The organism is Sphingorhabdus lacus (assembly GCF_009768975.1).
Taxonomy (GTDB): Bacteria; Pseudomonadota; Alphaproteobacteria; order Sphingomonadales; family Sphingomonadaceae; genus Sphingorhabdus_B; species Sphingorhabdus_B lacus.
Window position 1 is genome coordinate 1,097,074 of sequence record NZ_CP035733.1, and the last position, 10,329, is coordinate 1,107,402.

9 protein-coding genes and 1 tRNA gene are annotated in these 10,329 nt (G+C 57.3%); 4 read left to right on the plus strand and 6 right to left on the minus strand.

All coding sequences use genetic code 11. The features are described 5' to 3' along the window. Positions 1-188: 188 nt before the first annotated feature. Positions 189-1,484, minus strand: a complete 1,296-nt coding sequence (locus EUU25_RS05070; RefSeq protein WP_281347006.1) for a GGDEF domain-containing phosphodiesterase — start codon at positions 1,482-1,484, stop codon at positions 189-191. An 82-nt stretch (positions 1,485-1,566) separates the two neighbouring features. Between EUU25_RS05070 and moaA the strand changes: the two genes are divergently transcribed. From moaA to EUU25_RS05085, 3 genes are all read left to right on the plus strand, one after another. Beyond that, complete coding sequence (gene moaA, locus EUU25_RS05075) at positions 1,567-2,562, plus strand: GTP 3',8-cyclase MoaA (protein WP_158898879.1); 996 nt, start codon at positions 1,567-1,569, stop codon at positions 2,560-2,562. Next, positions 2,559-3,335 (plus strand): NAD kinase, encoded by a 777-nt coding sequence (locus EUU25_RS05080; RefSeq protein WP_158898881.1) that lies wholly within the window; start codon positions 2,559-2,561, stop codon positions 3,333-3,335. Before moaA ends, EUU25_RS05080 begins: the two co-directional genes overlap by 4 nt. Positions 3,336-3,408: 73 nt before the next feature. Then, positions 3,409-3,483 (plus strand) — tRNA-Asn (locus EUU25_RS05085). A 7-nt stretch (positions 3,484-3,490) separates the two neighbouring features. Here EUU25_RS05085 and EUU25_RS05090 read toward each other — a convergent pair. The 4 genes from EUU25_RS05090 to EUU25_RS05105 all read right to left on the minus strand — a co-directional run bounded on the left by EUU25_RS05090 (position 3,491) and on the right by EUU25_RS05105 (position 8,621). Next, on the minus strand, positions 3,491-4,237 hold the full coding sequence (locus EUU25_RS05090; protein WP_158898883.1) for a sulfite exporter TauE/SafE family protein: 747 nt from the start codon (positions 4,235-4,237) through the stop codon (positions 3,491-3,493). A 122-nt stretch (positions 4,238-4,359) separates the two neighbouring features. Beyond that, positions 4,360-7,089: a preprotein translocase subunit SecA gene (secA, locus tag EUU25_RS05095; protein WP_158898885.1), complete on the minus strand. Its 2,730-nt coding sequence runs from the start codon at positions 7,087-7,089 to the stop codon at positions 4,360-4,362. 98 nt (positions 7,090-7,187) lie between these two features. Continuing rightward, positions 7,188-7,469, minus strand: a complete 282-nt coding sequence (locus tag EUU25_RS05100; protein ID WP_158898887.1) for a hypothetical protein — start codon at positions 7,467-7,469, stop codon at positions 7,188-7,190. Positions 7,470-7,541: 72 nt separating this feature from the next. Then, on the minus strand, positions 7,542-8,621 hold the full coding sequence (locus tag EUU25_RS05105; RefSeq protein ID WP_158898889.1) for an energy transducer TonB: 1,080 nt from the start codon (positions 8,619-8,621) through the stop codon (positions 7,542-7,544). A gap of 85 nt (positions 8,622-8,706) precedes the next feature. Here EUU25_RS05105 and argJ point away from each other — a divergent pair, with 85 nt between their 5' ends. Further along, positions 8,707-9,891, plus strand: a complete 1,185-nt coding sequence (argJ, locus tag EUU25_RS05110) for a bifunctional glutamate N-acetyltransferase/amino-acid acetyltransferase ArgJ (RefSeq protein ID WP_158903141.1) — start codon at positions 8,707-8,709, stop codon at positions 9,889-9,891. A gap of 57 nt (positions 9,892-9,948) precedes the next feature. On the opposite strand, the gene trxA is transcribed toward argJ, so the two are convergent. After that, positions 9,949-10,269, minus strand: a complete 321-nt coding sequence (gene trxA / locus EUU25_RS05115; RefSeq protein WP_158898891.1) for a thioredoxin — start codon at positions 10,267-10,269, stop codon at positions 9,949-9,951. Positions 10,270-10,329: the final 60 nt, after the last annotated feature.

The window sequence follows — 10,329 nt, forward strand, 5'->3', positions numbered from 1 at the left end:
CCTTTAGGGGAGAGGATACGAAGACTTAGCCATCAGGCTTAGGCGAAGTTGGTGAGGGGGAGTTCGGGCACAAACCTCACCGTCCAGCCCCTCTCCGCTGCGACTAGGCGGCAAGCCGCCAAGTCTCGCACCTCTCCCCTAAAGGAGAGAGGTAATGTCGTTGGGACTGTCCCCTTAAGCCCCCAACCTCAATTCGCCCTCAACGCAAACCGCTCGAACTCGGCTGGCGCCAGCGGAGGCGACCTCAGGAATCCTTGAAAATAGTCGCACCCTTCGGCCTTCAACATCTCCAGCTCCTCGGCCTTTTCCACGCCCTCGGCGATAATCGCCATTCCGAGCGCCTTCGCCATCGCGATGATCGCGCGCATGATGATCCGGTCTTTGCCGGTGCCGACAATATCCGGCGTCATGCCCTTGTCGATTTTGAGATAATCAAGCGGCAAGGATTTGAGATACGCCAGGCTGGAATAGCCGGTCCCGAAATCATCAACCGCGATCCGCATGCCCTTTGCGCGCAGCAATTCCAACTGCGCTGCCGTCCGCTCCAGATCGCGGATCAGGCTTTCTTCGGTCAACTCCAGCGTTAAGCGTTCGGGTGCAAAACCGGCTTGAGCCAACAATTCCAACAGGTGCGCGCCATAATATTCGGTCAGCTCCTCCGCACCCAGATTGACCGCAAGGCGCAGGTCACTCAACGCGGCAGGCCATGCGGCGGCGATGTTGATGGCCTTGTCCTGTATCAGATGCGACAATTCCTCGCGCAAATCGCACCGGTCCGCTGAGGCGAACAGGTCGCCGGCGCTGATTTCCCCCAATTGGGGATGGTTCAGCCGGGCAAGTGCCTCGGCGCCGACAAGCCGACCGGACGACACTTCGAACTGCGGTTGCAGCAATATCACGATCTCGCGCGCCGCAAGCGCCGAACGCAGCGCGACATCGACCTGCTCCATGGCGGGGTTGAACGGGGCCTGCGCCTCGGCAACGACATAGCGTTTGCCCTTGCGGCCATAGGCTTTGGCAAGCGCGTCGGCAGCACGGGCAGCTAGGTTTGGGCGGCTTTCGGTGGGCCGCGACAAGGCGATTCCCAACCGCGCGTTGATGTGCAGCGGGGCATCGCCCTCGCCAAGATCAACCGATACCATTTCGAGCAGTTTTTGCGCGGCGAGCTCAAGCTGTTTCCCGCCCGCATTGCCATCGACCACCAGCATGAATTCCCGCCCCGGCATCTTGGCCATGAGGCGGATGGGCGATAGCTGTTGCTCGGCAAAGGCTCGGATTTGCTGGCCCACACGCCGGATAACCGCATCGCCCACGGCGCGGCCCAAGCGGTCGTTAATCTGCTTCAGATCCTTGATACCGAGCAGCAGCACCGTCACCGGTTCCTGCGACGCTTCGGCCAGCCATTCGCGCACATGGCGTGCACGGCGCATAGTAAGTGCGCCATGCGGCCGTATCTTGGTCTGTGTGTCGCGCAAAGAGTGCATCCTGCGGCTTTAGCGCGAATATCTTTAGCAACTCTTGCGATTTTCGCATTTCGGCTTTGTAAGCCCTTAGATTTCCGCTTACATGACCAGCATGATTGACGGTCAAGGGCGCCACATCGACTATCTCCGTATCTCGGTGACTGACCGGTGCAATTTCCGGTGCCATTATTGCATGCCCGAAAAGCAGACCTTTCTGCCCCATGGCGACCTGCTGGATTATAGCGAAATCGCGCTTTTGGCGAACCGGTTCATCGCCCACGGCATCCGCAAAATCCGCCTGACAGGCGGCGAACCGCTGGTTCGGCGGGATATTGAGATATTGTTGAAGGAGCTTGGCGGGCATGTCGCGGCGGGCCGTCTGGACGAGCTGACTTTGACCACTAATGGCAGCCGGCTGGCCCAATTCGCACCGATATTGGCCGCGGCGCATTTCCGCCGGATTAATGTGAGCCTCGACAGCCTGAACCCCGAAACGTTCCGCACCATCACCCGCGGGGGTGATCTGGCTCAGGTTTTGGAAGGAATCGCGGCGGCAGCAGCGCAGGGAATAGGCATCAAAATCAACATGGTGGCGCTGAAAGGCGAGAATGAAGCCGAATTGCTCGCCCTGGCCGAATTTTGCTCTGCGAATGGCTATGACTTGTCGCTGATCGAGACCATGCCCTTGGGCGAAGGTGTCGCGAACCGGCAAGACCGCTATATCGCCATGGATGACTTCATCGCACCGTTGCGCGAACGCTATGCCTTGTCGCCGCTGGCGCATCGCAGTTCCGGCCCCGCGCGTTACTGGAATGTCGCGCCGCTGGGCCTGCGATTGGGGCTGATTACGCCGCTCAGCCATAATTTCTGTGACGATTGCAACCGTCTACGACTGACGACCGATGGCAAGATTTATATGTGCCTGGGGTCCTCCATGCATGTCGATTTCCGCAAGGCGCTGCGCGAGGATGGTATGGCGGCGGTTGACAAATTGCTGCAGCAGGCGCTGCGTCTGAAGCCGGCGCGGCATGATTTCGAACGGCAACTGGCCGATCCCGAACTTCGCCTGTCCCGCCATATGAATGCGACCGGCGGATGACGGACTATACCCGCCTCGCCGTGCTCGCGTCCGCCACACCCACCGCGCGGGAGGCAGAGGCCATTTTGCGCGAGCAGATCGACTTTGTCCCGCTGGACGATGCGGAAGCGGTAATCGTGCTGGGCGGAGACGGCCATATGCTGCAGGTTTTGCACCGGCTGCACGAGGATAGGCGCGACATTCCCGCCTACGGCATGAACCGGGGGACCATCGGCTTTCTGATGAACGGATGGCAGCCGGGCGAGCTGTTGAACCGCCTGTCCCGCGCCAAGGCCTTTCAGGTCCGACCGCTGGTCGCGACGATCACGACTGTCGGTGGACAGAGCTTCACCCTGCCCGCGATCAACGAAGTATCCCTGCTGCGCGAAACCCGGCAGGCGGCAAAGCTGGAGATTTCGGTGAATGGCCGGGCGGTCATACCCGAGCTGATTTGCGACGGCATATTGGTGTCCACACCCGCAGGATCAACAGCCTATAATCTGTCGGCCAATGGCCCGATCCTGCCGCTTGATTCGTCGCTGCTTGCGCTCACCCCCATCAGTCCGTTCCGGCCCCGCAGGTGGAAAGGCGCGATCTTGCCCGACCGCTATGTCATCAAGCTGAAGATATTGGAGGCCGGCAAACGCCCCGTCAGCGCCGTCGCCGACCAGCGGGAAATCCGCGACATTTCGCATGTCGAGGTGGCCCTCGACCGCAACCGCGCACTCACACTTTTGTTCGATCCGGAACATGCATTGGACGACCGGATTGCGATGGAACAATTTATTGTCTGAATTTGCAAAGGGTGCTTGCCAAAGTTTAAAAAGCGCTGCTATAGGCGCGCCTCTGCCCGAGCAATCGGGCTGCTCCCTGGTAGCTCAGTGGTAGAGCAGTTGACTGTTAATCAATTGGTCGGGGGTTCGAATCCCTCCCGGGGAGCCATTTTCATCTACATCAGGCCCCAGCCCTGCCACAGCAGACGCAGCGCGGCATAGCCCACCAAAAGCGCAGTCAAAGTCTTGAGCAGGCGCGGTGTCAGGATCTTCATCCCCAACATGCTGCCAATCTGGCCGCCCACAAAAACAGCGATCAGCAATGGCCAATACTGCCCCGCCGGTTCCGCCAGCGATTGCGGCCCAGCCTTGATAAGCTGCCCCGCCAATCCGGTGACCGAGTTGATCAGGATATATAATGACGCAAAGGCCGCAATCCGGCGGGCATTGGACCAACGGATCAGGTGCAGCACCGGCGCCATGAATATACCGCCGCCAATACCGGACAGGCCGGCCAGCAAGCCCACGCCGCCCGAAAGGACCAACAACATCCGCTTGGAGATACGCCGCGGCGCCATTTTATCGGGCTGCACCAGTAACGCCGCCGCCGACAACAGCAACGCGGTGCCCAATATCATCAGGAACAGCCACTGCTTAAGCGGCACAAGCCCGCCAATGAAGGCCAGCGGCGCAGAAACAAGCAACAACGGCATGACCTGCGGCCACTTCACCAGCCCCGCCCGTACAAAGCGCGCGCTGCCACCGGTTACAACGATGATGTTGCACAGCAAGGAAATGATAGGGATCAGGGCATAGTCAACGCCCCAGAGACCCAGCAGGGCTGTATAGGTCGAACCGCCACCAAAACCCACCGAGGCGTATACCAACGCAACGATGGCGAATAATCCGGTTAGCCAAAACATTCCTGCCCTCCCCCATATCGGCACGGCCATCCTGAACCATTTTCAGGATGTCCTGCAACTATGCTTTTCCATCCCGGCCTAACCGGGATGCGGGATGATCAGGCGGAACGCCCCATCATTCCTCAATAGGCGCCATGGCAATGCTTGTACTTGTCCCCGGAACCACAGGGGCAAGGATCATTGCGGCGAATATCGGGATTGCCCGCGAAAGGATCACCACCTTGCGGCGCCGGTGTCTGGCGAACCGCACGCGTCGTCACAAGGCCCAAAGACCCGCCATCCACATCATCACTGTCATCTTCGCCCGTAAAGGGGTCGATATGGGTGGTCAGGAAGTCAGGCAGTTCAGGTAATTCCGGCGGCGTAAATTCCTGTTCGGCACGGAATTCATTGGTCGCGATGGTTTTTGTGACACCTTCACGAATAGCGGCAAGCATGCGTTCAAACAGTCCGAACGCTTCCTGCTTATATTCGTTGATCGGGTTCTTTTGCGCATAGGCGCGCAGGTAAATCACCTGCCGCAAGGCATCGAGCGTGGACAGATGCTCTTTCCAGTGATGGTCGAGTGTCTGCAGCAATATGCTCTTTTCAACCTGACGCCAGACGGTCTCGTCAAGCTCAACGCCCTTGGCGGCAAATTTCGCCGTCGCCATTTCGGCCAAACGCGATTCAATGATCTCGGGCTCGATTGCCTCTTCCTGCAACCAGCTGTCGATGTCGGGTGCCAGACCCAAAACCTCGGCGCATTTCTGTTTCAGTCCGTCAATATCCCATTGTTCGGGATAGGTGCCGACGGGGCAATGGTCGCCCACAAGCATATTGACCGTATCGTTACGCATATCCTCGATGATGTCATCGACAGCTTCGGCGTCCATGATGTCGCTGCGCTGGTCATAAATGACCTTGCGCTGGTCGTTCATGACGTTGTCATATTCCACAAGCTGCTTGCGGATATCATAGTTGCGGGCTTCGACCTTTTTCTGCGCGGTTTCGATCGCCTTTGACAGCCATTTGCCGCCAATCGCTTCGCCATCTTCCAGGCTGGAATTCATCATGCGCGAGAACAGTGTTTCCGAACCGAAGATGCGCAAAAGATCGTCGTCCAGCGACAGATAGAAACGCGAAAGACCGGGATCGCCCTGACGACCCGAACGGCCGCGCAACTGGTTATCGATACGACGGCTTTCATGGCGCTCGGTCGCCAGAACGAACAAGCCACCGGCGTCGATGACTTTTGCCTTTTCGGCGGCAATCTCCGCCTTCAAGGCCGCAACGGCGGCATCGCGCTCGGGCCCCTCGGGCATATCGCCAATTTCATCTTCCAGGCGGAATTCATAGTTGCCGCCCAGCTGGATGTCGGTGCCGCGTCCAGCCATGTTGGTTGCAATGGTTACGCTGCCGAACCGTCCGGCCTGCGCCACGATATGCGCTTCGCTTTCGTGGAAACGTGCGTTCAAGACGCTATGCTTCACGCCTTCCTTTTCAAGGAATTCGGACAGAAGTTCCGACTTTTCGATCGAAACCGTACCGACTAGCACAGGTTGGCCGCGATCATTGGCTTCCTTGATCGTCTTGGCAATCGCCCCGAACTTATCCTGCGTATTCTTGTAGAATTGGTCGTCTTCGTCGATGCGCTGCACAGGCAGGTTCGTCGGGATTTCAACGACGTTCAGCTTGTAAATCTCGAAAAATTCGCCCGCTTCGGTGGCGGCGGTTCCGGTCATACCGGACAATTTCGGATACATGCGGAAATAATTCTGGAAGGTAATCGTCGCTAGCGTCTGGTTCTCCGGCTCGATCTGGACGCCTTCCTTGGCTTCAACCGCCTGATGCAGGCCATTCGACCAACGGCGGCCATCCATCATGCGGCCGGTAAACTCATCAATGATGATGACCTTGCCGTCCTTAACGATGTAATCAATGTCGCGCTTGAACATGACATTGGCTTTCAGTGCCTGGTCAAGATGGTGCACAACCAATGTATTTTCATAATCATACAGATTGGAACCAGTCAGCAAACCAGCGGACTCCAGCAGGCGTTCTGCCTTTTCTGTGCCGTCTTCGGTCAAGGTGACGTTGCGGCTCTTTTCGTCCTTTTCGTAATCGCCGTCGTCCAACTGCAGCACGACCGCATGCACTTGCATATATAATTCGGACTTGTCGTCGGTCGGACCTGAAATGATCAGCGGCGTGCGCGCTTCGTCCACCAAAATGGAGTCGACTTCATCGACGATGGCGAAATTGAAGGGGCGCTGCACCATCTGGGCACGTTCATATTTCATATTATCGCGCAGATAATCGAAACCCAGTTCGTTGTTGGTTGCATAGGTGATGTCGCATTCATAGGCGGCACGACGCTCATGCTCGGATACATTGGGAACGACCACACCCGTGGTCAGGCCCAGGAACCCGTATATCCGGCCCATCCATTCGGCGTCGCGTCGCGCCAGATAGTCGTTGACCGTCACAACATGGACACCCTTGCCTTCAAGGGCGTTCAGATAGCAGGCCAGGGTTTCGGTCAGGGTCTTACCTTCACCAGTCCGCATTTCGGCAATTTCACCACGGTGAAGCACAATGCCACCAACCATCTGGACGTCGAAATGGCGCATCCCCATGACGCGCTTGGATGCTTCACGAACCGTTGCAAATGCTTCCGGCAATATATCGTCCAGCGTTTCACCCGCCGTCAAACGGTCACGGAACAATTGTGTTTGCTGCGTCAGACGTTCGTCCGTCATTGCGGAGATTTCAGGCTCCAACGCATTGATTTTTTGCACGATCTTCATGACCGATTTTACGTAACGGTCGTTCGACGATCCGAATAAAGCTTTGGCAACTCCACCGAGCATGGGTGTTTCCTTTTAATTTTACATGTGATTGCGTCGCTTTTTCAGCGACAATAGAATTGGTTTTGTGTGGCGCGGAGTGACGCCGCGCAGGCGGCTATCTAGAGCCGCAAAACATCATGTGCCGTGACCGGGGTCGGAAAGCTGAAGATGTCGCGATCAAACGCGGGCCAGACAATAGCTTTCGCACTCTGCACAGTTGTTTCATAGGTGCGCAGCGGACGTGTTGTTTCGTGACGCTCCGCAATCGACACGGATGCGGCAACGATTGCCGCCGAAGAGACCGCCGAACCAAGCGTAGCAGGCGTTGCTGACACCGGACGCGCAGCTTCCGCCGCGGAAAATCCGGTCAACATCGCCAAAAGATAAATCAGCAAACGCATGGTGGGCCCTGTTTCGTGCTCTGGCGCATATAGGGATGCCCCGCAGTAAAGTCTATCCCGAACGCGGAAATGCTATTTCGCCTTTTCGGGAAGAACGGCATCGGCATGTTCCACACCCATGCGGAAAATGACCCTTCGGGCCTCTGGCTTGCCTTCGGCGTCGATGAAGGGTTTGATATTCGGTGACCTCATTTCGGAACACACATTTTCCATACGACTTGGGTTTAGCGGTCCCATGGGCATATTATCGCCTGTTTTTTCAAACGCACAATCTGCCATTTTGCCTTGCGCATCAAAATCCATCGTCAGTGTAAAACTGCCCGATTTTTCAAAGGGGTTATATGTTGGCCGGGCTGGCCCAGCAGTAACGCGCGGCGTACCTTTCGGCAGTCGCCAGACAAGATTGTGCTTTGTCCGGCCATAGGTCGGCTTTCCATTCACGTCGCGCGCCGGTTGGAATTTCCATCGGGCGGAAAAGACACAGGCCTTTTGGTCCAAGGCCAACGAACCGCTCGACGTTGTGATGCTGCATCCCTGCACTTTTCCGGTGTCATCAATATCAAGAGTAAATATGCTCGTGCCCTCTTCCCCTGATGCCAAAGCAGCCGCGGGATAATCTTCCGTGGCAACTTGCAGCTCTGCGCGGTTTGCCGGTTGCGGGGGATAGGGATAGCTTTCGGACCGCATTGGACCAGTTGCATAGCTTGCCACAACGGGTATCTGCCAGCGGATGCGGTTGGCGTAGGTACCGCTCGTAACCTTTCCCTTTTTATCCTGTGCCGGATAGAAGACCGCGCGCCGCGTTACATTTGCGCAGGTTGCTTCATCCAGATCACGATGCCCGCTGGACTCGGTGATTTCACAAGCGGTAACGCGTCCGCCTACACCGACAGTCACGCGAAATGCGGATATCCCCTCACGCTCTTCTTTGAGGGCAAGCGTAGGATAGTCGCCGGTATTTGCCCAAAAGCCTGGACTGCCTCTAGGAATTGGCGGACTTTCCACACCCTTTTTGGGTGGAGGAGCGAATGGCGTTGGACCATCAACTGTCGACACTGGGACTACCATTGGCGGCGGAGCGGGTGGAGCCGTCGTTTCCACATTTGTTTCGACAGAAATTGCTGCTAGCGCCACAAGGACGTAAATAGACATTCGATACTCCCTTTCGATGCCTGATATTTAATGAAAGTTTCCGGAAGTGTTAGCAAAATCGCCTCTCGCCCTGCCCTTTCCTGCAATGCCATCGATTGCAGGGGCAACGCCGCGTATTGCGCGGGCGGGTTACAAGGATTGGGGGCGGTGCGATTTGACATTTGTCGAACTCGACGAGGGCACGACAGTCGCCGGTGTGACGACCCAGAACATATGTTGTTCGTCCGAAGTCGAATTATGCCGCCAGAATATCAAGGGCGGACAGGCGCGTGCGCTGGTCGTCAATGCCGGTAACAGCAACGCCTTTACCGGACGGCGCGGTCTGGAAGCCGTCGAAGCCATTACCTCCAAAGTCGCGGCACATCTGGGATGTACGCAAGGCGCGGTGTTTGTGTCATCGACGGGCGTCATCGGCGTCCCCCTACCCAAAGACAAAGCCGAAGCCGGTCTGGACGCTGTATTCAAGGCCGAGCCCTGTTCATGGGAAGATGCAACGAACACGATTGGAACGACGGACACTTTTGCAAAAGGTGCCACGGCCAGCGCGATGATTGACGGGGTCAAGGTGAACCTGGTGGGGATCATCAAAGGGTCGGGCATGATCGCGCCCGATATGGCCACCATGCTGGGCTATATCTTCACCGATGCCGCCGTCGAGGCACCCTTTCTTCAACAACTCTTGTCCGAAGCAAATAGTAGCAGCTTTAGCTGCATCACGGTGGATAGCGATACGTCGACCAGCGATACCGTGCTCGCCTTTGCAACCGGCAAGGCCGGAAACGCGCCGCTTGGCTCCTATGCCGATGCAGGTGCCGATGCCTTCGCCGCCGCGCTGCGCGATATTTGCCTTCAGCTTGCACATCTGGTCGTCCGCGATGGCGAAGGCGCGCAGAAATTTATCGCGATCCATGTCAGCGGTGCCGCACATGATGACAGCGCGCGCCGCGTCGGTTTGGCTATCGCCAACTCGCCGCTCGTTAAAACAGCGATTGCCGGTGAGGATGCCAATTGGGGACGCGTCGTGATGGCGGTCGGGAAAGCGGGCGAACCTGCAGATCGTGATTTGCTGTCGATCAGCTTTGGTTCAACCCAGGTCGCGCGGCACGGGTTGCCGGTGGACGGTTATGATGAAACCCCGGTGGCAGCGCATCTGAAGGGGCAGGAAATCGAAATCGGCGTTGATCTGGGGCTCGGCACTGGCCGGGCGAGCGTGTGGACGTGCGACCTCACCCACGGCTATATCAGCATCAACGCCGATTATCGAAGTTAGGGTCGAAACCCTATTTGACGGCATCGAAGGGATAACCCCGCGATGCCGCAAATTTCTCTAAAGTGCGGCTTCGAGCCAGCCTTTGATCTGCGCCTTGGGTGCGGCGCCAACTTTGGTGTCGGCAACTTCGCCGCCCTTGAACAGGATCATCGTCGGAATACCGCGCACGCCATATTTGGCTGGGGTATCTGGATGGTCGTCGATATTCAGCTTCACGATATCGACCTGACCGCCCAGTTCTTCGCTGATTTCTTCGAGGCTGGGGCCAATCATTTTACACGGGCCGCACCATTCTGCCCAGAAATCGACGAGAACGGGACGTTCGGATTGCAGCACCTGAGCGCTGAAATCGCTATCGCCTACGGATTTGGTAGCCATAATAATCTCCTTTGTTGACCCGCAATCTATGCGTTGCAGGGCGGACTGACAAGGCAGCGG